Below are 24,213 nucleotides of genomic sequence, written 5' to 3' on the forward strand. Positions count from 1 at the left end.
AGCCCCCAGAGATCCTCCCGAAGCGGGAAGATAAGGGCGTCAAAGTCCTGCGCGTTACAGGTGCTGGCGGAAAAACGCCACCGTAGCGTCCAGCGCCGTTGGCGTGATGCGGTGGCGGACGCCCGGTTCCCACAGGCAGGTCAGATTACCGTCCAGCCCTTCATTCATTAACGCCTGCTGCAGACGGAAGGTTCCCTCGGGCGGGACCACATCATCCGCGTCACCGTGCCACAGCAGCAGCGGACGATCGGCCACGCGCGGTAATGCCCGGGTCACTTCCCACTCTGCTAGCGTCGCCGTCATTTCCGCTAAATTCTGAGGGGGGAAAAGGGTCTTCGCCAGCGAAGTAAAGTAGCCCGAGCCCATCAGACAGGCGACAGACTTCACTTCAGGATGATGCGTCATAATCCCCAGCGCCGTCATACCGCCCATCGATGCCCCGGCTACCGCCAGACGATTGTCGGCCACCAGCCCTGCCCCATAAAGCGCATCGCGCAGCCCGGCAAACTCGGTCAGACTCCCGTGCAGAATCTGCCAGAACTGACCCAGCCGCGCCTGTTCATTACCCATAAAGCGTGCGCCGTGGTCGGGTGCATCTGGCATCACCACGCGAAAACCCGCCTGCGCCAGCGCTACCGCAAAATAACTGTAAACCAGCTTCGATGAGGTAAACCCATGATAAAAAACCACAACAGGCAGCGGTTTATCACGTTTACCCACCGGCATCGCGTGTAAAATTTCATGGTCGCCGAGGTGGCGTATTTCAATTTCAATCATTGTCGACCCTGTGCGAATCTATGATTCATAATGTTGAGAACTGGGTTACGCTTTCGCGTCATTTTCATTCGAAATATACGTCCCAGATAACACTTCGGGAACATTCCCCCAAAACTAAATTCACAGCCAACTACACTATGGCTATCAGGAAACGAGATATGGTTATGCGCAGGTTTGCTGCTTTATTGCTGGTGTTTCTGCTGAGTGGCTGTAGCGCGCTGCAGGGAACGCCGCAACCCGCTCCACCGGTCGCCGATCATCCACAGGAGATTCGTCGTAATCAGACGGAAGGATTACAACGAATGGGCACCATCTCCGCGCTGGTTCGCGGCTCTCCGGATGACGCAGAATCGGCAATAAAAGCACAGGCCGTCGCCGCCAAAGCAGATTATTACGTCATCATTATGATCGACGAAACCATCATAACGGGACAGTGGTACTCACAGGCCATTTTGTACCGCAAATAATGGTTTTCCTTTGAACGAGATTTACACTGCTTTGCGTCCATAGACATTTTCCTGTCCACAATAAACTCCACGCCCGCATCAATGGAAGGGAGTTTATTAGCGAAGGATTGCCCGGCGGATACCGGATATATGTGAAATGGAGCTGACGATGAAACGAACTCTTGCTTTGACCTCACTGTTGCTCTCAGCAGGCCTGCTGAGCACCACCGCGCAGTCAGCAGAATTCGCCAGTGCTGATTGTGTGACTGGCCTGAATGAAATTGGCCAGATCTCCGTGAATAATATCTCGGGGAGCCCGCAAGACGTTGAACGTGTCGTGGCATTAAAGGCCGATGAGCAGGGTGCTTCATGGTATCGCATCATCCAGATGCAGGAAGATAACCATATCGATCGCTGGCGGGTACAGGCCATTCTCTACGTGTAATCTCCTTCCTGATAAAAGCCACTTATTTTTAGTGGCTTTTCGTTTTTGCAAATTTTTTATCTTATATAAAACCAATAAAGAACAATTAAATAACATTTTGTTACATTAAAACAGTAAACGTAATCCCCGCTCTGCCGTTGAAGAACCATAACTTTTCAATGATGAGCAATTTATGATCAACTTTTTCCGCCGTGCGGGCCTGGGGGCGAAACTCTCGCTGCTGACTGGCGTCAGTGTCGCCACGCTGTTTCTGCTATTCACTTTTCTGCTCAGCCAAAAAGCCAGCCAGCAGCTTGAAGCCCTTGCGGTCGAAGATCTGCATAATCAGTCCACCGGCATGGTCGACATGGTGCAGATGTTTAATACCAGCCTGAGTGAAGAGGTTGAGAGCTATACCCGCCTGTTTACCACCTTTTTACCGCAGCCCCTGAACATTGATACTTCCCAACCCCAGACGATTAACGGACTTAGCGTTCCGCTTCTGAAAGGCGGAGACACCGGGCTGCATGAAAATAACACCCTTTCGGACGAGTTCCTGAACCGTACGGGAGCCATTTCGACGCTGTTTGTACGCAGCGGTAACGACTTTGTGCGCGTAGCCACTTCCCTGCGCAAAGAGAATGGCGATCGGGCAATGGGTACCGTTCTGGATAACGCCAGCCCGGCCTTTGCCGCCGTCAACAAAGGTGAAGTGTACCGCGGCCTGGCGCTGCTGTTCGGCAAACGCTACATCACCCAGTACCAGCCCGTTAAAAACGCCGAAGGGCAGATCATTGCGATCGTCTTTGTCGGGGTGGACATCACCCACTCCTGGAACGTCATGCGCGAGAAAATCCTCAACCGCCGCCTGGGCGAGAGCGGTCGCTTCTTCGTGCTGGATCGCAGTAACGGCAAAACGCGTGGGCAATACCTGTTCCACGCCAGCGAAGAGGGAAAACTGCCGAAATGGGACGGCGCGACGCAGCAACAGCTTCTGAGTGACAAACCCGGCACGCTGGAGCGTACAAGCGACGACGGCCGCACGCTGAAAATGGCCTATACCCCGCTGCCGGGCTGGAACTGGACTATCGTGGGCGAAGTGGATAAATCGGTGCTGCTCTCAAGCGTTACCGCCATGCGCGATCGCTTCCTGCTGGCCGGCGTGGCCTTATCCATCCTTTTTGCTGGCCTGTTCGTGGTCATTATTCGCCGCGTGCTGACCCGACCGCTGGGCAACGTGATCCATCTTGCCCGACAATATGCCGCAGGGGATCTCCGTTCCAGCCTGCCCGTGACGCGTCAGGACGAAGTCGGCCAGCTGATCGATGCTATCAACGGCATCGGCGGCGGCCTGCAAAAAATTGTCCTGCAGGTTCGTGAGGCCGCAGGCGAGATCCATTTGGGCACCAACGCGCTGGCCGCCGACACTGGCGAGATTTCAGAGCAGATCAACAAGCAGGCCAGCAGCGTGGAGGAGACGTCCGCCAGCATGGAGCAGCTGGCCGCCACCGTGCAGCAAAATGCCGCCAACATGGAGCAAACGCAGCAGCTGGTGGGTGAAACCTCGCTCGCGGTCCATCAGGGCGGTGAGACGGTCACTCACGCGGTGTCGACCATGGACGACATTCGCGAAGCGTCAAAACGCATCGAAGACATCACCCGCGTGATCGAGTCCATCGCTTTCCAGACCAATATTCTGGCGCTGAACGCGGCAGTGGAAGCGGCACGCGCAGGCGAGCACGGAAAAGGGTTTGCGGTAGTCGCGCAGGAAGTTCGCGCCCTGGCGGGACGCAGCGCTAACGCGGTGAAGGAGATTGAACAGCTGATTGGCGATACGCTCAGAAAAGTGAGTGAGGGTCATGCGCTGTCTGAACGGACGCGCCTGGCGATGGACGACATCATCATTCATATCGATAACATCAGCCAGCTGGTCACCGAGATTAACCATGCCTCACGCGAGCAGTCCGCCGGGATCGGCCAGGTGAACCTCGCCATGACCCATATTGGCGAAGCGTCGCATATCAATGCCGACCGCATCTCACGCAGCGAACAAACCGCTCAAACGCTGCGCGAGAAGGGTTCACACCTGACTCAGCTGGTGAGCCTGTTCCAGCTAAAAGGCTAACCGACTCTGCCCGTCGCACGCAGCAGCAGGTCGCTTTGCACCTGCTCGCTCATCAGCGTGCCGCCACGGGTATCCAGCATCATGCGGCACCACGCCTGCGCCACCGGGGGCGATGCGTGCCGCAGCATCTGGCTTCCGGCACCCAGCAAGAAAAGCTGCTGCGCGATCTCTCGCCCCTGCGCCTCCTGCGGTTTACGCAGTTTTTGCTGAAGCTGTCGCCAGCTGCGGTCGAAGTGTCTGTCCTGCCCTTTCACCTGCGCAAACTCGTCGGCAAGCAGGTCGTGAATACCCGGCTGCTTCGCCAGCACGCGCAGAACGTCCAGGCACATAATATTTCCTGACCCTTCCCAGATGCTGTTCACCGGCATCTCGCGGTACAGGCGGGGAAGTTCGCTCTCTTCGCAATATCCATTCCCACCCAGCACCTCCATCGCCTCAGCCACAAACGGGATGCCTGCTTTACAGACGCTAAATTTCGCCGCCGGGGTAAACAGCCGCGCCCAGGCGGCCTCTTGCGGATCGGCACGCTTGTCCCACGCCCGGGCCAGGCGGAACAGCAGCGCCGTTTGCCCCTCCAGCACCAGCGCCATCCGGCTTAATACCTCGCGCATTAAAGGCTGATCGATGAGGTTTTTGCCGAAGGTCTGACGCTGGTGGGCATGGTACAGCGCCACCGAGAGCGCCCGACGCATCAGTCCGTGGCTGCCCAGCGCGCAGTCAAAGCGCGTCAGACCGCCCATTTTGAGGATCTGCCGTACCCCTTCGCCCTCTTCCCCCAACAGCCAGCCGGAGGCATCGAGAAACTCCGCCTCGCTGCTGGCGTTGGAGCGGTTCCCGAGCTTGTCCTTAAGGCGCTCCAGACGCACGGCGTTGCGCTGTCCGTCAGGCAAAAAGCGCGGCACAAAAAAGCAGGATAGCCCGCCCTTCGCCTGGGCCAGCACCAGGTGCGCATCGCTTTGCGGGACGGAGAAAAACCATTTATGCCCCACCAGCCTGTAGCTGCCGTCGCTGCATTTTTCCGCTTTGGTGGTGTTGCTGAGCACGTCCGAGCCGCCCTGCTTTTCCGTCATCCCCATGCCAATCAGCAGGCCGCGCTTTTGCGCGCCGGGGGCAAGGTGCGGATCATAGCGATCGCTGAGCAGCGGCGTCAGCCAGTCGTGAAATGCTTTGGGGAGCGCCTGCTGCAACAGCGGCGTGGCGGCAAACGTCATAGTGACCGGGCAAAGCGTGCCTGCCTCTACCTGAGCATGAAGCACAAAGCGTGCGGCCCGAGCGACAAACGACCCTTTACGCGCCTCCTCTTCCCACGCCAGGTTATGCACGCGGTTGGCACAAAGCCCCTGCATCAGCAAGTGCCATGCCGGATGAAAACGCACGTCGTCCAGCCGCTCCCCGGTGGCGTCATAGCGTAACAGCTCGGGCGGGTTGACGTTAGCCAGCCGGCCCAGCTCCAGCGACTCCGCGGTGCCCAACTGCTGCCCGATGCTGGCGAGCAGCTCAATATCCCACTCGGCCCCTTCACGCGCGACCGCATCGCGCAGGGCGCAGTCCGAGAGGAAAAGGTTGCTGTTGGAAAGCGGTGCAGGTTGATTGAAAACGGTATGGGTCTGCCAGTGCATGCTGTCTCCCTCCTTCAGTGGCAATGACGATAAGTATGGACAGACCGCGCGCACGCTGCATGGGAGGGGAGTCACACGTTCACGATCCCGCTGATATCATTCGTGAAATAGCTCACAGAATATAAGAATAAACTATTTCATGACTTCGCTTTTATTGAATAATTTATTCTTACCCCTTTCAGTGAGGATCGTTATGCAACCGGACGCGCACAAGCGAGCATTAATTGCAGGCTCCATTGGTAACTTTATCGAGTGGTATGAGTTTGCGGTCTACGGTTTTCTGGCGACCGTCATTGCGAAAAACTTCTTCCAGCTTGAAGGAGAGGCGGGGCTGACCAGCCTAATCCTCACCTACGCCTCGTTTGCCATAGCCTTCTTCTTCCGCCCGCTGGGTGCGGTGGTGTTTGGCCGCATCGGCGACCGGATTGGCCGTAAGCCGACGCTAATCATTGTGCTGGTGCTAATGACGCTCGCTACCGCCGCCATCGGCGTTGTGCCGGTCTACGCCAGCATCGGGATTGCCGCGCCGCTGATTATTACGCTGCTACGCATCCTGCAGGGGCTGTTCGCGGGCGGCGAGTACGGCGGCGCGGTCTCGCTGATGACGGAGTTCGCCCCGCGCGGCAAGCGTGGGCTCTATGGCGCGTGGCAGTCCTTTACCGTGGCGCTGGGGCTGCTGGCGGGCGCAGGCATCGTGGCGCTGCTCTCCGCCCTTCTCACGCCAGAGGCATTGCACGACTGGGGCTGGCGCATTCCGTTCTTCCTGGCGCTGCCTATGGGCGTTGTGGCGCTGTGGCTTCGCGTCAGCATGGAGGAGACGCCCAGCTTTGTGCAGCAGCAGGATAAACCGGCTGTCGCTCAGGCGGATACTGCCGCTACGCTCCGGGCCATCGTGATGGGAATTGGGCGCGTCATGGTCTGGTCTGCGGCGGGGTATACCTACCTGGTGATTATGCCGACCTATCTGCAGTCGGCGCTGCACACCGGGTTTAACCAGGCGCTGCTGATAGCGGTGATTTCGAATATTGGTTTTGCGCTGACCATCATTCCGTCGGGGATCCTGAGCGACCGGATCGGGCGCCGCACGGTAATGATTCTCGCCACCGCGCTGCTGCTGATCCTCGCCCTGCCGCTGCTGAAAATCCTGCAGGCGGAGTCCAGCACGCTAGCGGTGAAGGCTGTTGTGGTGCTGATTGCGGGCGGTCTGGTGGGCATGCTGGCGGGTCCGGGTCCGGCGATGCTGTCTGAGATGTTCCCGACGCGCGTGCGCTATACGGGGCTGGGGCTGGCCTACTCGTTGTCGAACGCGATTTTCTCGGGATGCGCAGGGTTAATTATTACCGGGCTGATTAAGCAGACGGGCAACCTGGATATTCCGGCGTATTACGTGATGGCGACGGCGGTAGTGAGTATTTTCGCGCTGATGACGCTGAGGAAGGACGACCATTTGCGGTCGCTAGAGGAGTGAGGTTGTCACCGTCAGGTGCCCTCACCCCGCCCCTCTCCAACGGGGAGAGGGAGAAAACACAAAAGGCCGTCCTGTGGACGGCCTTGCTGTTTATTCTCCGCGCTGACGCACCGCTTCAAACAGGCAGATGCCCGTCGCAACGGAAACGTTCAGGGACGACACGCTGCCCGCCATCGGGATGCCGATCAGCTCGTCGCAGTGCTCGCGGGTCAGACGACGCATGCCTTCGCCTTCCGCACCCATCACCAGCGCCAGACGGCCGGTCATTTTGCTCTGGTACAGAGTATGATCCGCTTCACCGGCGGTACCGACGATCCAGATGTTCTCTTCCTGCAGCAGACGCATAGTGCGCGCCAGGTTGGTCACGCGGATCAGCGGAACGTTTTCCGCCGCGCCGCAGGCCACCTTCTTCGCCGTCGCGTTCAGCTGCGCGGAGCGATCTTTCGGCACGATCACCGCGTGCACGCCCGCCGCATCGGCGCTGCGCAGGCACGCCCCGAGGTTGTGCGGATCGGTAACGCCGTCGAGGATCAGGAAGAACGGGTTATCCAGCTCGGCAATCAGATCAGGCAGATCGTTTTCCTGATACTGACGACCCGGCTTCACGCGGGCAATGATCCCCTGGTGGACCGCGCCTTCGCTTTTCTCATCCAGGAACTGGCGGTTCGCCAGCTGAATCACCACGCCCTGCGCTTCCAGCGCGTGGATCAGCGGCATCAGACGCTTATCTTCACGCCCTTTCAGAATAAACACTTCCTGAAAACGCTCCGGTGCGCGCTCGAGAAGGGCCTGCACCGCGTGGATGCCGTAAATCATTTCACTCATTGATGGTTCTCGTAATAAGTATTTCCCCTCCCCCCGCTGGGGAGAGGGTCAGGTTGAGGGGAGAATTTACTCCGCCTGCTTTTTCTTGGCCGCGCGCTTCGCTTTGGTGGCGGCAGCGATTTTCTGCGTTTTCGCGGAAGGTTTTTTCGCTGAACGGGCTTCTTTCTTCGCCGCCTTCGGCTTCTGTTTCTTCTCGCCGCGGAACGCGCTGTCCGGCTCGAAGTTTACCTTCTTGCCCGCCTGACGACGTTTACCGCCGCCCGGTTTACCGTTACCGTTTTTTTTCGCCCTTTCACGCTCGGTTTTACCGACGTTACGCGGCGCGCGCTCGCTGGAGATCAGGCTGAAGTCGATCTTACGGTCGTCCATATTCACGGCTTCGACCTTCACTTCCACACGGTCGCCCAGACGGTAGGTCTGGCCGCCAGATTCGCCAATCAGGCGCTGGCCGACCTGGTCGAAGCGGTAGTAGTCGTTATCCAGGCTGGAGACGTGCACCAGACCGTCGATGAACAGCTCGTCCAGACGAACGAAGAAACCAAAGCCGGTCACGCTGGCAATCACGCCTTTAAAGACGTTACCGACCTGATCGAGCATAAAGTCACACTTCAGCCAGTCCGCCACGTCGCGTGTTGCTTCATCGGCACGACGTTCGGCCATGGAGCAGTGCTGACCCAGCTGCAGCATCTCTTCCATCGAATAGTGGTAGCCACCGGTTTCGGTGGTGTTCCCTTTATGGCCCTGCTCCTGCGCCAGCAGATACTTGATCGCACGGTGCAGAGAGAGGTCAGGATAACGACGGATCGGCGACGTAAAGTGGGCGTAAGACTGCAGCGCCAGGCCGAAGTGTCCGCGGTTTTCCGGATCGTAAATCGCCTGCTTCATAGAGCGTAACAGCATCGTCTGCAGCATTTCTGCGTCAGGACGGTCGCCAATAGACTCCAGCAGCTCAGCGTAATCGCGCGGCTCTGGCTTGTTGCCCCCGGGCAGTTCCAGACCCAGTTCAGCCAGCACGGAGCGGAACGACGTAATGGCTTCCGTGGTCGGCTTATCGTGAATACGGAACAGCGCAGGCTCTTTGGCTTTCTCGACGAAACGTGCCGCCGAGATGTTCGCTAGGATCATACACTCTTCGATCAGCTTGTGCGCATCGTTACGCTGGGTCTGCTCGATACGCTCAATGCGGCGTTCGGCGTTGAAAATGAATTTCGCTTCTTCACTCTCAAACGAGATCCCGCCGCGCTCTTCGCGCGCCTGATCCAGCGTTTTGTAGAGGTTATGCAGCTCTTCGATGTGTTTGACCAGCGGCGCGTATTGTTCGCGCAGATCCTGGTCGCCCTGCAGCATATGCCAGACCTTGGTATAGGTCAGACGCGCGTGCGAGCTCATCACCGCTTCGTAGAACTTGTAGCCGGTTAAGCGCCCTTTGGTGGAGATGGTCATCTCGCAAACCATACAGAGGCGGTCAACCTGCGGGTTCAGGGAGCACAGGCCGTTAGACAGCACTTCCGGCAGCATCGGCACGACCTGAGACGGGAAGTAGACCGAGGTACCGCGGCTGCGGGCTTCGTTATCCAGCGGGGTGTGCGGACGGACGTAATAGCTTACGTCAGCGATAGCAACCCACAGACGCCAGCCACCGCCGCGTTTTTTCTCACAGTATACGGCGTCATCGAAGTCGCGGGCGTCTTCACCGTCGATAGTGACCAGCGGCAGGGAGCGCAGATCCACGCGGCCCACTTTGGACTCTTCCGGCACTTCTTCGCGCAGGCTTTCGATCTGCTCTTCAACCGCTTTCGGCCAGATGTACGGAATTTCATGGGTGCGCAATGCCATATCAACGGCCATCGTGGTGCCCATATTATCGCCAAGCACTTCGACGATTTTACCTACCGCTTTGGTGCGACGGGTTGGGCGCTGGGTGAGTTCCACCACCACCACAAAGCCCATGCGGGCGCCCATCACCTCTTCAGGTGGGATGAGGATGTCGAAGCTCAGACGGCTGTCGTCCGGCACCACGAAGCCCACGCCCGCGTCGGTAAAATAGCGGCCGACGATCTGGCTGGTTTTTGGCACCAGAACGCGTACCACGCGCGCTTCGCGGCGACCTTTACGGTCAGCGCCCAGCGGCTGCGCCAGGATCTGGTCGCCGTGGATGCACATCTTCATCTGCTCAGATGAGAGGTACAGATCGTCTTTACGGCCTTCCACGCGCAGGAAGCCGAAACCATCGCGGTGACCAATGACGGTCCCTTTCAGCAGATCGAGGCGTTCTGGCAGCGCGTAGCACTGGCGGCGGGTAAAGACCAGCTGCCCGTCACGCTCCATCGCGCGCAGGCGGCGGCGAAGGGCTTCAATTTGCTCTTCACCTTCAATGTTTAATTCAACGGCAAGTTCTTCACGATTGGCGGGTTTTTCGCGTTTTGTTAAGTGTTCAATGATGAACTCGCGGCTGGGAATAGGATTCGCGTATTTTTCGGCTTCGCGTTCCTGGAAAGGATCATGTGACATGTCGGTTCCTCCGTTGTCAGCTCCGGTGGAAATTTTCTTCATTCCACCAGCAATAATTTATAAAGCGGTTGATTCTCTTCAACCAAATCGGCCAGCGTGTAGTTATCCAGTTCCATGAGAAAACTTTGCACGGCCTTTGAAAGCGCCTTTTTCAGGCGGCAAGCGGGCGTGATGTGGCAGAACTCGCTGCTGCAGTTCACCAGAGACAGCGGCTCCAGTTCACGTACCACATCGCCAACACGAATACTCTGTGCCGGTTTACCGAGACGGATCCCACCATTCTTCCCGCGGACGGCAGCAACGTATCCGGCACGACTAAGTTGATTGATTATTTTGACCATATGATTACGGGATACGCCGTAGACCTCTGTCACTTCAGAGATACTGGTCATCTTCCCCTCGGGTAACGACGCCATGTAAATCAGCGCACGTAAGCCGTAATCGGTGAAACTTGTTAACTGCACATCAACCTCAGGAAAAAGGGAAAACGCGGTCAAACCGCAGAGATATTCATTAATGATGATAAACCAGCCAGATAGTTAGCGGCTAATTTATTTGACAGACGGGGCGAAAAAGCGGAGATCCAGGAGCGGTCGCCGGATGGCGCTACGCTTATCCGGCCTACGGGTCTCCCCGCAGGCCAGCAGTCACGAAGATTATGCGTCGAACGGGTCGCGCAGGATCATCGTTTCAGTACGATCCGGGCCGGTAGAAATAATATCGATCGGCACTTCGGTCAGTTCTTCAATACGCTTGATGTAATCCAGCGCCGCCTGCGGCAGGCCACTACGCTCTTTCACACCGAAAGTGGTCTCAGACCAGCCCGGCATGGTTTCGTAGATTGGCTCAATGCCTTCCCAGTCGTCAGCAGCCAGCGGAGTGGTGGTCACTTCGCGGCCATCTGGCATACGGTAGCCTACGCAGATTTTCACTTCTTTCAGGCCGTCCAGTACGTCCAGCTTGGTCAGGCAGAAGCCAGACAGGGAGTTGATCTGCACTGCACGACGCACTGCAACCGCATCCAGCCAGCCGGTACGACGACGACGACCGGTGGTCGCGCCAAACTCGTTACCCTGCTTGCACAGGAACTCGCCGGTTTCATCAAACAGCTCGGTCGGGAATGGACCCGCACCCACGCGAGTGGAGTACGCTTTGATGATGCCCAGTACGTAATCCACATAACGTGGACCCAGGCCAGAGCCGGTCGCCACGCCACCTGCAGTGGTGTTAGAGGACGTTACGTACGGATAGGTACCGTGGTCGATGTCCAGCAGCGTACCCTGCGCACCTTCGAACATGACGAAATCGCCACGCTTGCGCGCCTGGTCCAGCAGATCGGACACGTCAACAACCATACCGGTCAGAATGTCAGCGATCGCCATGACGTCATCCAGCACTTTCTGGTAGTCAACAGCGTCAGCTTTGTAGAAGTTCACCAGCTGGAAGTTGTGATATTCCATCACTTCTTTCAGTTTTTCAGCGAAGGTTGCTTTGTCGAAGAGGTCGCCCACGCGCAGACCGCGACGTGCAACTTTATCTTCGTAAGCCGGACCGATACCACGACCGGTGGTGCCGATCGCTTTCGCGCCGCGCGCTTTCTCACGCGCTACGTCCAGCGCCACGTGATAATCCAGGATCAGCGGGCAGGCTTCGGAGAGCAGCAGACGCTCACGAACAGGGATACCACGGTCTTCCAGACCTTTCATCTCTTTCATCAGCGCAGCAGGAGACAGCACAACGCCGTTACCGATGATGCTGGTGACGTTATCACGAAGAATGCCTGATGGAATAAGATGGAGGACGGTTTTTTCACCGTTGATTACGAGAGTATGGCCTGCGTTGTGACCGCCCTGGTAGCGTACAACATATTTAGCCCGTTCAGTCAGAAGATCAACAATCTTCCCTTTACCTTCGTCACCCCATTGGGTGCCCAGTACGACGACGTTGTTACCCATTTTTTTCAAAATCACCGTTTGCTTAAAAATGGATTCTACCATCGCTTTTTCAGATATACAGCACTTTTTGACCTCAAAATACGCCGATTGCGTCTACTTTTTGATCAGCCAATCGTTTTCCTCAACATGTAGTAGATCACGATGCCCGCAACCACAAGACCGCCGCCAAAACGACGCAAAATATTATCCGGCAGCTGGCTCATCGTGGCGATCATTCGGCGCCAGGCGCGCGGATAAAGCATCGGTCCAAGACCTTCCAGCACCAGGACCAGAGCCAGTGCGAGCCAGATCGTTGAATTCATTTTTATTCCTTATAAAAGAAAACCACCGCTCCGTTGAGAGCGGTGGTTTGAATACTCAAACGAGCCTGAGTTTATCGCGTTGCGTTAGTCGGCGTCTTCATATAACGGAAGAAATCGCTGTCCGGGCTGAGCACCATCACATCCTGGTTGCTCTGGAAGCTATTCTCGTAAGCGCGCAGGCTACGGATAAAGGCGTAGAAGTCAGGATCCTGGCTGAAGGCATCGGCGAACAGCTTCGCCGCTTCGGCATCGCCTTCACCGCGCAGGATACGGCCCTGACGCTCAGATTCCGCCAGCGTCTTGGTGACTTCGTAGTCCGCTGCGGCACGCAGCTTCTCAGCCTCTTCCTGGCCCTGTGAACGGTGACGACGGGCTACCGCTTCACGCTCGGCGCGCATACGGTTGTAAATCGCCTCGGACACTTCAACTGGCAGGTTGATCTGCTTGATACGCACGTCAACCACTTCGATACCCAGCGCAGCCATACTGTTCGGGTTGATCACCGGCACTTTACCGTTGGTCTCCGCCTGAACGCGTTCAGCCGCTTTGGCAATCGCATCATCTGCTGCCGGCGTTGAAACTTCATCTTCAGTGCCCGCTGTACCGGAGTTCAGCGCATCGCGAACTTCCAGGGTCAGACGACCACGGGAGTCGGTCACGATGTCTTTCACATCCAGACGACCAATCTCGGAACGCAGACGGTCAGAGAACTTACGTTTCAGCAGCACTTCTGCCTGAGAAACGTCGCCGCCGCCCGTTGCCAGGAAGTAACGGCTGAAATCGCTGATGCGCCATTTGATATAGGAATCAACGATCAGGTCTTTCTTCTCTTTGGTCACGAAACGGTCGGCCTGGTTATCCATGGTCTGGATACGCGCATCAAGCGTTTTCACGGACTGAATAAACGGTACCTTGAAGTGCAGACCCGGCTCGTAAATCACCGGGCGTTTGTCGCCATCACGCACGACGCTGCTGAACTGGAACTTGATCCCACGCTCGCCTTCTTTCACCACAAAGATCGAGGTATAAAGCGCGACCAGTACGATGACGATGATCGCAATAACTGACTTACGCATCCTTATTCCCCCTGACGCTGGTAGTCGTTACGCTGCGCGTTAGCACGGCGTTGGTCCATAATGTCACCATCGTTCGAAGAAGGCGTTGTGTTCGTGCTGGCGCTGCCTGTTGAGGCTGGCGGCAGACGCAGCAGGTTGTTCGCGCCGCTGGTGTCGCCTTTCGCTGCTGGTGCAGAACCGCCTTTCAGCATCTGATCCAGCGGCAGAACCATCAGGTTTCCGCCTTTACTGTCGTTAACCAACACTTTGCGGGTGTGGCTCAGCACTTTTTCCATGGTCTCGATATAGAGACGCTCACGGGTAATTTCCGGTGCCGCTTTATATTCCGGCAGGATTTTCGCGAAGCGGGCCACTTCACCCTGAGCTTCCAGGATGGTCTGCGTCTTATACGCGCGCGCTTCTTCCAGAATACGCTGCGCCTGACCGTTAGCGCGTGGCTGAACTTCGTTGGTGTACGCTTCTGCTTCACGGATGTACTGCTGTTCGTTTTCACGGGCAGCAATCGCATCGTCAAATGCGGCTTTCACCTCTTCCGGCGGACGCGCAGCCTGGAAGTTGACGTCCAGCAGGGTAATACCCATGTTGTACGGACGAATGGTCTCTTCCAGCTCGCGCTGGGTATCGCTACGAATAACGGTACGACCTTCGGTCAGAATACGGTCCATGGTGTATTTACCGATCACACCGCGCAGGGCGCTGTCGGTCGCCTGACGCAGGCTGTCATCGGCGCTGGTCACGCTAAACAGATAACGCTCAGGATCGGTCACGCGGTACTGCACGTTCATCTCAACGCGCACCACGTTTTCGTCAGAGGTCAGCATCACGCCAGAGGCGGCCAGTTCACGGACGGATTCCACGTTTACCGCGGTCACATCGTCAATGAAGGTCGGCTTCCAGTTCAGACCCGGCTCAACCAGATGGCTGAACTTACCGAAACGGGTGACTACGCCGCGTTCTGCTTCTTTAATGGTGTAGAACCCGCTGGCTGCCCAGATGATGACTACCGCAGCGGCCACGATGCCCACTACGCGGCCACCCATTGGCGGGCGCGAACTCTGAGTGGAATTACCACCCGAGCCAGAACCTTTTCCTCCGCCAAGGCCACCAAGCTTCTTGCTCAGTTTGCGGAAGATATCATCCAGATCCGGCGGCCCCTGCTCGCGACCACCTTTGTTGCCATTTCCCTCAGAGTTGCCGCCAGGTTTGCTGCTTCCCCACGGGTCGCGGTCTTGTCCGTTATTACCGGGCTGATTCCACGCCATGTATATGCTCCATATTTGTTATGCAAGGGCGAATTATTCAGGCATCCCCTTTCTGATCAGACGATGTAGTCGACCAGCGCAGGTTCTTGTTTACAGAGGCGACGCCAGTCAACGATCGGCATACGCACCTGCATCCCCACGCTGCCGTCATCCTCCATCCACTCTTTTTCTATCGCCTGAAGCTGATAAAACCGGCTGCGCAGCCTGCCTTCCTGTGGCGGCAGTCGCAGCGTGTGCTGAGCTACCTCACCGGAAAGACGTTCTGTCAAAGCCTGGAAAAGCAGTGGCACACCAATACCGGTCTGGGCAGAAAGCCAGACCCGAATCGGTTTGTTTTCTTCATCTCTGTCGATACGCGGTTCGAAATCGTCCAGCATATCGATCTTATTCATGACCAACAGCGTTGGGATCTCGTGGGCGTCGATCTCTTCGAGCACCACGTTCACCGCGTCGATGTTCTCCTGCACGCGCACGTCTGCCGCATCAATCACGTGCAGCAGCAGAGTCGCCTGTCGCGTCTCCTGCAGGGTGGCTTTAAACGCCGCCACCAGGTCATGCGGCAGGTGGCGGATAAACCCTACGGTATCCGCCAGCACCGTTTCACCGACGTCTGCAACGTCAATACGGCGCAGCGTAGGGTCCAGGGTCGCAAACAGCTGGTCTGCGGCATACACCTGGGCCTCGGTTATCTGGTTAAACAGGGTGGATTTACCGGCGTTGGTATAGCCCACCAGCGACACCGTCGGGATGTCGGCTTTGGTTCGCGCCCGACGCCCCTGTTCACGCTGTTTCTCTACACGTTCCAGACGTGAAAGGATCTGGGTAATTCGGCCACGCAGCAAACGACGGTCGGTTTCGAGCTGGGTTTCACCCGGGCCGCGCAAACCAATCCCGCCTTTTTGTCTTTCAAGGTGTGTCCAGCCACGCACCAGACGCGTTGCCAGATGGCGCAGCTGCGCCAGCTCAACCTGCAGTTTCCCTTCGTGGGTACGTGCACGCTGAGCAAAAATATCTAAAATCAAACCCGTGCGATCGATAACACGGCATTCGCAAAGGGCTTCCAGGTTGCGCTCCTGGGCTGGAGACAGCGCATGATCAAACAACACGACTGACGCGCCGGTTGCTTTTACGGCATCCGCAATTTCGACTGCTTTACCTTCACCAACAAAATACTTTGGGTGCGGCGCTTTACGGCTACCGGTAATCACCTGCATTGCTTCGACACCGGCGGAAGATACCAGAGATTCAAACTCCTGGAGGTCTTCCATATCTTTGTCTTGCGAAAAATAGATGTGTACCAGCACCGCCTGCTCACCGGCATCATAACGGTCAAACAAGCGTAAACCTCTCTAAAAAGATCAGCGGGGAACGCAGGATCCCTGGCTCCCCGTGTGGATAACAGTGCGAAACCTTATTCGGTCTCGTCGCTGTCCTGCGCCGGCGTTGAAGAACCCTGCGCGCTGCTGCCATGATGGTAGTTACTACCAGTGCCGCCGCCAGCGTTATTGCTGTGATGAGATACCGGACGGGACGGAACAACAGTAGAAATAGCGTGCTTGTAGACCATCTGACTGACCGTGTTTTTCAACAGAATCACAAACTGATCGAAAGACTCAATCTGACCTTGCAGCTTAATACCATTCACCAAATAAATAGAAACTGGAACACGTTCCCGACGCAATGCGTTCAGGAACGGATCTTGTAAAGATTGCCCCTTAGCCATTCTATCTTTTCCTTATATGCTTGTTTTGTACTTAGAACCTTGCGATTCTGAAAAATTGCGCACGATACGTCTCAATTGTACACATTCAGTGAGCGATATCACCAACAACCTCAATCACTTCGTTTAACGCCTGTTGCGGTTTTTCACTGTCTAACCAGTGAACCCCCTCCCAACCGCGCAACCAGGTGATCTGGCGCTTCGCTAACTGTCTCGTGGCGCAAACACCTCTATAAACCATTTCATCGTATGAAATCTCACCTTCAAGATACGACCACATCTGGCGGTATCCCACACAACGAATGGAAGGCATGTCCGTATGCAAATCTCCACGGGCAAATAGCGCCCGCACTTCTGCTTCAAAATCTGAAGCTAACATCTGATGAAAACGCTGCTCAATTCGCTGATGGAGCAGTTCACGGCTCGCCGGGGCGATGGCGAACTGATGCACCTGATACGGCAGAGCGTCTCCTGACGTTTGCGTCAGTTCCGTTAAAGTTTTACCCGAAATGAAAAAAACTTCCAGTGCCCGGGAAAGCCTTTGCGGATCATTTGGATGGATCCGTGCTGCAGCAACCGGGTCAATCTCCGCCAGTTGCTGATGCAAAACGTCCCAACCCAGCTCTGCCGCCTGCTGCTCAATTTTCGCTCTTATTTCCGGATCCGCGGATGGCAGAGGTGACAACCCCTCCAGCAACGCCTTGAAATAGAGCATGGTTCCGCCAACCAACAGCGGTATACGTCCCGCCGCCGTTATCTCGGCCATCTCGGCTAAGGCATCCCGGCGGAAATCCGCTGCGGAGTACGCCTGAGCCGGGTCGAGAATATCCAGCAAACGGTGCGGTGCCGCACGCAACTCTTCTGCGTCAGGCTTCGCCGTGCCGATGTCCATCCCCCGGTAGATGAGGGCGGAGTCGACGCTAATCAACTCTACAGGCAAAACTTTACGCAACTCAATGGCTAGCGCCGTTTTGCCGGAGGCCGTTGGGCCCATTAAAAAAATTGCCTTAGGCAGGCTCGCCTTACTTGCGTCAATCATGTTTCAGGGCGTTCATCGCCGTTTGTAAATCAACAGGTTGTAATAACCCACCCGGCGGCGTTTTCACCAGATGCGGACAGAGGCGTTCCACCTCCGCCAGCACGCTAATGGCCTGCGCCATACTCCACGGCGCGTGTTCGCTTGCCAGATGGCGGGCGATCCACTGCGCGGTGTTGGCGGCATCAAACGACGTTTGCTGCGCCAGGTAGCCTATCAGTTCAGGAATCAAGTTTTGTAAATTTTGTTGGCGTAAGGGTAAAGGCACTGCACGAATTGTCACATGTTGTGGTTCGAGCACGGTTTCAATACCCATTTGCGCCAGCTGCGGCTCTGCGCGCTGCAATACCCTCGTTTCATCAGGGGATATTTTAAGGCGAACCGGAATTAATAACGGCTGCGCGCAGGCTGCATTTTCGCCTGGCGTAAGCTGCACCTGCTTGAGCCAGCGTTCGGCGACCGGCAGGGCCAGAAGCATCAGTTTGCCGTCACGCTCAAGCAGCGCCATATCCGGCGCGATAATCGTCAGCACCCGGCCAAAACTCTGGCTATGGCCGTCCAGAGAAGGCTGAGCTGGCGGAATGTGCTCTTTTCGCTCCACGGCGGGCGTTTCCAGCAGCTTGCGGTACAACGCTCCCTGCTGCTTCTGATAGCCCGGCTGGGCATTCGGGTAGTTCGCGCCCGTTGGACGCTGTGCGCTCCCGGCCTGGGAGAAACGCGGAGCTTCCGGTTCACGCGCGACGGCAGGCTCAGCAAAATGGTTGCGCCCTGCCGCTACACGGTTTTCAGGCAGCGGACGCGGCGCAGGGGCGTCCTTCTCCAGCGGCAGAGTTGGCGCTGCCTGCTGCTGTAACACGGCGGCCACGCCCTGATAAATGAAGTCGTGAACCAGACGCGACTGGTGGAAACGCACCTCATGCTTGGCAGGATGAACGTTTACATCCACCTGATGGGGGTCGATTTCCAGATAAAGGACGAAAGCTGGCTGCTGATCGGCCCCGAGTTTGTCTTCGCAGGCCTGGCGAATCGCGTGATTGATGAGACGATCGCGCATCATGCGCCCGTTCACGTAGCAATACTGAATTTCAGAGAACGCAGCACTGCTCGCGTTTGGATCGGCAACCCAGCCGCGTAAAGCCAGATCGCCGTGCTGCCACTCAATGGCCAGAGCCTGTTCCAGAAACGGCGTCCCGCAGATAGCGCCCAGGCGACGCTCTTTCTGTCCACCTTCCGCCACCGCGCGGTACTGGCGCATCACCTTACCGTTATGGCTGAGGTTGATGGCGACATCGAATCGGGCGAGCGCGATACGGCGAATGATCTCGTCGATATGGCCGAACTCGGTCTTCTCGGTACGCATAAACTTGCGTCGGGCGGGGGTGTTGTAGAACAGATCCAGGACTTCCAGCGTCGTGCCGACAGGGTGCGCCGCGGGTTTGACCGTCACATCCATATCGCGCCCTTCGGCGTAAGCCTGCCAGGCTTCCTGCTGTTCTGCGGTACGGGAGGTCAGCGTTAAGCGCGAAACCGAGCTAATACTGGCCAGCGCTTCGCCGCGAAAACCGAGGCTAATAATCGCTTCCAGATCGTCCAGAGAGGCGATTTTACTGGTGGCGTGACGAGCCAGCGCCAGCGCCAGCTCCTCTTTTTTAATGCCACAGCCGTTGTCGCGAATGCGGATAAGCTTCGCGCCACCGCGTTCGATATCAATATCGATGCGGGTTGCGCCCGCATCGAGGCTGTTTTCCACCAGCTCCTTCACCACCGACGCAGGGCGTTCCACCACCTCACCGGCGGCGATTTGGTTCGCGAGCTGCGGCGGTAGAACCTGAATCGGCATGAATGCTCCTTAGTTGGTCGCGGTCATCTCACCCGGCAGCGCTGCGCTGGCCGTCTGTGCTGAGCCGCTCTGCGGCGCAGACTGCAGAGGATGCGCCTCAAAATATTTACGTAAACCGTTATAAATCGCTTCGGCAATTTGCTGCTGGTAACTGTCGCTTCCCAACAGACGCTCTTCACCGTTGTTACTGATAAAGCCCGTCTCTACAAGGATGGACGGAATATCCGGGGAGCGCAGAACGCCGAGGCTTGCATGTTCCGGACGGCGCTTATGCAGCACGCCAACGCTTTGCAGCTGGTTCAATACGTTAGTGGCGACATCATACCCGACGCGCTGCGAATGACCGAACTGTAAATCCAGCACCGCCTGGCTGAGGTACGGATCGGACTGGCTGTTCGCCAGCACGTCGCCCGCGCCGCCTAACAGTTCAGACTGCTTCTCGTGCTCTTCCAGCCAGTTGGCCATTTCGCTGTTAGCGCGACGGTTCGACAGCACCCAAACCGAGGCGCCGGTGGCGCTACGATTCGGTGCGGCGTCCGCATGAATAGAGACCAGGAAGTTCGCGTTTTGCTTACGCGCCACGTCCGAGCGTCCCATTACGGAGATAAAGTAGTCCCCGTCGCGGGTCAACACGCCTTTAAACATGGGGTCGTCATTGAGTAGCGAACGCAGTTTACGCGCGATAGCGATAGTGACGTTTTTCTCTCGCGTGCCGCCAGGGCCAATCGCCCCCGGGTCTTCCCCGCCGTGGCCCGCATCAATGGCGATAATCACTTTGTCACCGCTGACCGTCGCGCGTCGCGCGCTGGCCGCCGGACGCGTCACCGTATTGCTGCTGGTTGCCGCAGTAATGCGATCGTTCTGCGATTTAAACGGATTACGCGCAGGTTCAGAAGGACGCGGCGTATACACCGGTTCTTCCACGCGCTTCGCTACGACCGGCGGCGGTGGAGGCGGTGGCGGCGCGTCGGCATTGATGGTAAACACCACCGTATAGTTCGCCCCGTTTTGCTGCTTCACCGCCTTCGTTTTGCCCTTTTCGGTCAGATCAACCACCAGGCGTAACGACTGGCTATCCTGCGGCGTTCCCGAACGGATACTTTTCACCAGATTATTACCGCTGAACCGCAGCGGTAACCCCTGGATCACGCCTGTTTGTTTGATATCCAGCGCCACGCTGTGGCTGTCTGGCTGTGAGAACGCATATTCAGGATCGCCCATAAAGCTGAACGTGATCCGGGCCTGGCTTTCGCCGTTTGATACCTGAATATCTGAGAGGTTTGCCGCCCCGGCCTGCGCGCACAGCAGCACGGTGGCAGCCAACAACCAACCTTTAACGCGATTTATCATCCCGTCATCCCTACGCTTAACCGGCCAGTCGCGCCAGTAAGGAACTGCCTGATGAGGAAACAGCACTGATGCGCGCCTCACGCCCTTGTGCCTGGTAATCTAAGTGAATTTCGACATCCGGGTCAGGCAGCACACCCGCACCTTGTTGCGGCCACTCCACCAGGCAAATGGCGTCGTTGGCAAAATAATCACGGATCCCCATAAATTCCAGCTCCTCAGGATCCGCAAGGCGGTATAAATCGAAGTGATACACCATGAGATTTTCAAGGGTGTACGGTTCTACCAGCGTGTAGGTTGGGCTTTTCACATTCCCGTTATGCCCTAACGCCTGCAAAAAACCCCGGCTGAAGGTGGTTTTACCCGCACCTAAATCACCATACAGATAAATGACGGTTGCCCCCTGACAGGCCTGCGCCACGCGCTTGCCGAGTTCTAAAGTGGCTTGTTCATCAGGTAAAGGAATCGCTCGATTAGTCATTTTCTACGTCAATCACATCCGGGTTAACAACACGCCGCAGCGTGCAAAAAAGATCGGTGGCCAGCATGCCGCGTGTACCGTAACGCGCGGCCAGTTTATCCGCCGCGACACCGTGGGCCACGCAGCCCGCGCAGGCTGCATCATAAAGGGGAAGTTTCTGTCCAAGCAATGCGCCAATGATGCCGGAAAGCACATCGCCCATGCCGCCGCTTGCCATGCCCGCATTTCCGGCATCAATAATGCCCTGCGTCTCGTCACTGGCGACAACGGTTCCAGCCCCTTTCAAAACAGCAACACCTCCGTAACGTTTTACCAGACGCTGAGCAGAAAGTAAGCGATCGCTTTCAATTTCTGCCACGCTGCAGTTAAGCAGGCGCGCGGCTTCGCCGGGGTGTGGCGTCAGAATGCGATTGTGACGCTTATCGGGGTTTAATGCCAGAAGGTTAAGCGCGTCGGCATCCCACAGCATCGGTTTACGAAAATTCTCGACCTTTTGCAGGGCCTGTTTGCCCCATGCCTGCTGCCCAAGCCCGGGGCCGATCACCACCACGTCCGCCCATTCCAGGCTTTCTTCAAGCGACTGAGGCGTAAGCTCATGGACCATCAGCTCCGGTCGGGCCGTAACGATCGGCGCAATATTCTCAATGCGAGTGAGTACTCGCACTAATCCGGCACCGCAGCGCAGGGCCGCTTCGCCGGTCATGCGAATTGCACCTGCCGTACCATGGTCGCCGCCAATAATCACCAGCCTACCGTGATCGCCCTTATGGGACGTCTGCCGGCGCGGCGGGAGCCACGCCGCAAGCTGCGAAGCATCAAAACGCGCGAGGTGCGTTTCCTGCCCGGACAGCCAGCTCTCCAGCCCCAGCGCATGGTGGTGCAGGACGCCAACAACGTCTCGTGCTTTACCGGTCAGTAGCCCCGGCTTGAGGGCAATGAAGGTTACCGTATGTGCAGCCTGAATGACCGCCCCCGGCGTCGCGCCGGTTTGTGCAATCAGGCCAGAGGGAATATCCAGGGCAACTACCGGCGCGGAATGTCTGTTAGCGTGTTCAATAAGGGCGGCAATGTTCTCGCGAGGCGCACTGCGTAGCCCGGTACCCAGCAGACCGTCAACAATCAGATCCACCTCTTCCGGCCAGACGATATCAGGCGCATGAATCACGCCGCCTGCGTTAAGCCACGCCTCCCGCGCCGCGCTGGCCTCTTCAGGCAGCGGTTTATCACTCTCCAGGGCCAGCAACGTCACGCGGATACCTGCCGCAACCGCGAGACGGGCGACGACGTAGCCGTCGCCGCCGTTATTGCCGTGACCGCACAGAATCATCCAGTGGGCGGCCTGAGGGTACGCGCTGCGGGCAACGTTAAACGCCGCCTCCCCCGCGCGCAGCATCAGTTCATAAAGGGTAATCCCGAGGCTGTCTGCGGCCTCTTTTTCGGCGCGCCGGAGGTCATCCGCATGCCAGATGGAATGTGGTATACTTGCGGGGTTTTTCTTCACCGTATGGTCCGTCATGTCACAGCCCCTCGATCTCAATGAATTAGCGCAAAAAATAAAACAGTGGGGTGCTGAGCTTGGCTTCCAGAAGGTGGGCATTACCGATACCGACCTTTCCGCCAGCGAGCCAAAACTGCAGGCCTGGCTGGACAAACAATACCACGGCGAAATGGAGTGGATGGCGCGTCATGGCATGATGCGCGCCCGCCCTCACGAGCTTTTGCCGGGCACGTTACGCGTCATCAGCGTGCGCATGAATTATCTGCCCGCCAACGCGGCCTTTGCGCGCACGCTAAAAAATCCCTCTCTGGGTTACGTCAGCCGGTACGCCCTGGGACGTGATTACCATAAGCTCTTGCGTAACCGTTTAAAAAAACTCGGGGAAACTATTCAGCAGCACTGTGTTTCGCTGAATTTTAGACCCTTTGTCGATTCTGCGCCTATTCTTGAGCGCCCGATCGCCGAAAAAGCCGGGCTTGGCTGGACAGGTAAGCACTCACTTATCCTTAGCCGCGACGCCGGATCGTTCTTCTTCCTGGGTGAACTGCTGATTGATTTACCGCTGCCGGTAGACGGCCCGGTAGAAGAAGGCTGCGGACGCTGCGTGGCCTGCATGACCATCTGCCCGACGGGTGCCATCGTCGAGCCTTACACCGTTGATGCGCGCCGCTGCATCTCCTACCTCACTATCGAACTGGAAGGGGCCATTCCAGAGGAATTTCGACCGCTTATCGGCAACCGCATCTACGGCTGCGACGACTGCCAGCTGATCTGCCCGTGGAACCGCTATTCGCAGCTCACGGACGAAGAGGATTTCAGCCCGCGTAAGGCGCTGCATGCGCCGCAGCTGGTTGAGTTATTCGCCTGGACCGAAGCCTGGTTCCTGAAAGTGACGGAAGGTTCGGCCATTCGCCGTATCGGTCATTTGCGCTGGCTGCGTAATGTTGCCGTCGCGCTGGGTAATGCCCCGTGGGATGAAGCCAATATTCAGGCGCTTGAAAGCCGTAAAGGTGAGCACCCACTTCTTGATGAACACATAGAATGGGCGATTGCGCAGCAAATAGAGAAGCGTAATGCCTGCACGATCGAGGTGCAGCTACCGAAGAAACAGCGTCTGGTGCGGGTGATTGAAAAAGGGCTTACGCGGGATGCCTGAACTATTCACAGCCTGTGAATAAAATTACAAACTCAAGCGCCATCTGGGCTGGAGAAGAGGTCAAGTGATCTCAATAACATTTTGAAATGAAAATTTATTTACTAAATACAGCGCGTTACAAAGATATTATTCACCCTGCTAAGTTTTAACCCTGTTACGGTTAAGCGTAGTTTCTGTGGATAACTCTGTTCACAAGAGTATTTCAGAGACAATAGAAAACGTCCCCAACGACTCTTTTCGCTGTGGATATTTTAGAGATTAAGAAGAATTTGGAGCGGGAAACGAGACTCGAACTCGCGACCCCGACCTTGGCAAGGTCGTGCTCTACCAACTGAGCTATTCCCG

Annotated in this window: 21 protein-coding genes; 5 read left to right on the forward strand and 16 right to left on the reverse strand. The window is 56.9% G+C overall.

Features of this window, described 5'->3' with window-relative positions:
• Positions 1-54 precede the first annotated feature (54 nt).
• Positions 55-777 carry an esterase gene (yjfP, locus tag HCH49_RS14165; protein ID WP_221702869.1) on the reverse strand — a complete coding sequence of 241 codons (723 nt, stop codon included), beginning with the start codon at positions 775-777 and terminating at the stop codon, positions 55-57.
• Between the two features lie 137 nt (positions 778-914).
• Between yjfP and bsmA the strand changes: the two genes are divergently transcribed.
• From bsmA to HCH49_RS14180, 3 genes are all read left to right on the forward strand, one after another.
• Complete coding sequence (gene bsmA / locus HCH49_RS14170) at positions 915-1,244, forward strand: biofilm peroxide resistance protein BsmA (RefSeq protein ID WP_029740376.1); 330 nt, start codon at positions 915-917, stop codon at positions 1,242-1,244.
• Positions 1,245-1,380: 136 nt separating this feature from the next.
• Complete coding sequence (gene yjfN, locus HCH49_RS14175; protein ID WP_032665074.1) at positions 1,381-1,668, forward strand: DUF1471 family protease activator YjfN; 288 nt, start codon at positions 1,381-1,383, stop codon at positions 1,666-1,668.
• Positions 1,669-1,840: 172 nt separating this feature from the next.
• A complete protein-coding gene (locus HCH49_RS14180; protein WP_221702870.1) occupies positions 1,841-3,772 on the forward strand; it encodes a methyl-accepting chemotaxis protein in 1,932 nt (643 codons plus the stop codon).
• Here HCH49_RS14180 and HCH49_RS14185 read toward each other — a convergent pair.
• A complete protein-coding gene (locus tag HCH49_RS14185; protein WP_033144468.1) occupies positions 3,769-5,391 on the reverse strand; it encodes an isovaleryl-CoA dehydrogenase in 1,623 nt (540 codons plus the stop codon). The two genes, HCH49_RS14180 and HCH49_RS14185, sit on opposite strands and share 4 nt — an antisense overlap.
• 193 nt (positions 5,392-5,584) lie before the next feature.
• Here HCH49_RS14185 and HCH49_RS14190 point away from each other — a divergent pair, with 193 nt between their 5' ends.
• Positions 5,585-6,859, forward strand: a complete 1,275-nt coding sequence (locus HCH49_RS14190) for an MFS transporter (RefSeq protein ID WP_221702871.1) — start codon at positions 5,585-5,587, stop codon at positions 6,857-6,859.
• 90 nt (positions 6,860-6,949) lie between these two features.
• On the opposite strand, the gene rlmB is transcribed toward HCH49_RS14190, so the two are convergent.
• From rlmB to nnr, 14 genes are all read right to left on the reverse strand, one after another.
• Positions 6,950-7,684: a 23S rRNA (guanosine(2251)-2'-O)-methyltransferase RlmB gene (rlmB, locus tag HCH49_RS14195; RefSeq protein ID WP_033144466.1), complete on the reverse strand. Its 735-nt coding sequence runs from the start codon at positions 7,682-7,684 to the stop codon at positions 6,950-6,952.
• A 66-nt stretch (positions 7,685-7,750) separates the two neighbouring features.
• The gene (gene rnr, locus HCH49_RS14200) at positions 7,751-10,195 is read right to left on the reverse strand and encodes a ribonuclease R (RefSeq protein ID WP_221702872.1); all 2,445 of its coding nucleotides are present in this window, start codon (positions 10,193-10,195) and stop codon (positions 7,751-7,753) included.
• A gap of 38 nt (positions 10,196-10,233) precedes the next feature.
• Positions 10,234-10,659: a nitric oxide-sensing transcriptional repressor NsrR gene (gene nsrR / locus HCH49_RS14205; RefSeq protein ID WP_023334253.1), complete on the reverse strand. Its 426-nt coding sequence runs from the start codon at positions 10,657-10,659 to the stop codon at positions 10,234-10,236.
• 192 nt (positions 10,660-10,851) lie between these two features.
• Positions 10,852-12,150, reverse strand: coding sequence for an adenylosuccinate synthase (locus tag HCH49_RS14210; protein ID WP_024907332.1), 1,299 nt, complete (start codon positions 12,148-12,150; stop codon positions 10,852-10,854).
• A 104-nt stretch (positions 12,151-12,254) separates the two neighbouring features.
• Entirely contained in the window at positions 12,255-12,452 is a 198-nt protein-coding gene (locus tag HCH49_RS14215; protein ID WP_003855996.1) for a DUF2065 domain-containing protein, read from the reverse strand.
• A 71-nt stretch (positions 12,453-12,523) separates the two neighbouring features.
• Positions 12,524-13,528 (reverse strand): protease modulator HflC, encoded by a 1,005-nt coding sequence (gene hflC / locus HCH49_RS14220; RefSeq protein WP_023334250.1) that lies wholly within the window; start codon positions 13,526-13,528, stop codon positions 12,524-12,526.
• A 2-nt stretch (positions 13,529-13,530) separates the two neighbouring features.
• Positions 13,531-14,790, reverse strand: coding sequence for an FtsH protease activity modulator HflK (gene hflK, locus HCH49_RS14225; RefSeq protein WP_023310137.1), 1,260 nt, complete (start codon positions 14,788-14,790; stop codon positions 13,531-13,533).
• A gap of 56 nt (positions 14,791-14,846) precedes the next feature.
• The gene (gene hflX / locus HCH49_RS14230) at positions 14,847-16,127 is read right to left on the reverse strand and encodes a ribosome rescue GTPase HflX (protein ID WP_023310136.1); all 1,281 of its coding nucleotides are present in this window, start codon (positions 16,125-16,127) and stop codon (positions 14,847-14,849) included.
• 74 nt (positions 16,128-16,201) lie between these two features.
• Positions 16,202-16,513 carry an RNA chaperone Hfq gene (gene hfq / locus HCH49_RS14235; RefSeq protein ID WP_023334248.1) on the reverse strand — a complete coding sequence of 104 codons (312 nt, stop codon included), beginning with the start codon at positions 16,511-16,513 and terminating at the stop codon, positions 16,202-16,204.
• An 85-nt stretch (positions 16,514-16,598) separates the two neighbouring features.
• Positions 16,599-17,549: a tRNA (adenosine(37)-N6)-dimethylallyltransferase MiaA gene (gene miaA, locus HCH49_RS14240; protein ID WP_033144464.1), complete on the reverse strand. Its 951-nt coding sequence runs from the start codon at positions 17,547-17,549 to the stop codon at positions 16,599-16,601.
• Positions 17,542-19,386, reverse strand: a complete 1,845-nt coding sequence (gene mutL, locus HCH49_RS14245; RefSeq protein WP_221702873.1) for a DNA mismatch repair endonuclease MutL — start codon at positions 19,384-19,386, stop codon at positions 17,542-17,544. The genes miaA and mutL overlap by 8 nt, the downstream gene beginning before the upstream one ends.
• 9 nt (positions 19,387-19,395) lie before the next feature.
• Positions 19,396-20,736 carry an N-acetylmuramoyl-L-alanine amidase AmiB gene (gene amiB, locus HCH49_RS14250; protein WP_033144462.1) on the reverse strand — a complete coding sequence of 447 codons (1,341 nt, stop codon included), beginning with the start codon at positions 20,734-20,736 and terminating at the stop codon, positions 19,396-19,398.
• Positions 20,737-20,752: 16 nt separating this feature from the next.
• Positions 20,753-21,214, reverse strand: coding sequence for a tRNA (adenosine(37)-N6)-threonylcarbamoyltransferase complex ATPase subunit type 1 TsaE (gene tsaE / locus HCH49_RS14255; RefSeq protein WP_013095283.1), 462 nt, complete (start codon positions 21,212-21,214; stop codon positions 20,753-20,755).
• A complete protein-coding gene (gene nnr, locus HCH49_RS14260; protein ID WP_221702874.1) occupies positions 21,207-22,730 on the reverse strand; it encodes a bifunctional ADP-dependent NAD(P)H-hydrate dehydratase/NAD(P)H-hydrate epimerase in 1,524 nt (507 codons plus the stop codon). Before nnr ends, tsaE begins: the two co-directional genes overlap by 8 nt.
• Here nnr and queG point away from each other — a divergent pair.
• Complete coding sequence (gene queG, locus HCH49_RS14265) at positions 22,729-23,868, forward strand: tRNA epoxyqueuosine(34) reductase QueG (RefSeq protein WP_214580078.1); 1,140 nt, start codon at positions 22,729-22,731, stop codon at positions 23,866-23,868. The genes nnr and queG overlap by 2 nt on opposite strands.
• The last annotated feature ends 345 nt before the right edge of the window (positions 23,869-24,213 follow it).

Source organism: Enterobacter sp. Y17 (assembly GCF_019730495.1).
In the GTDB taxonomy this organism is placed as follows: Bacteria; Pseudomonadota; Gammaproteobacteria; order Enterobacterales; family Enterobacteriaceae; genus Enterobacter; species Enterobacter asburiae_B.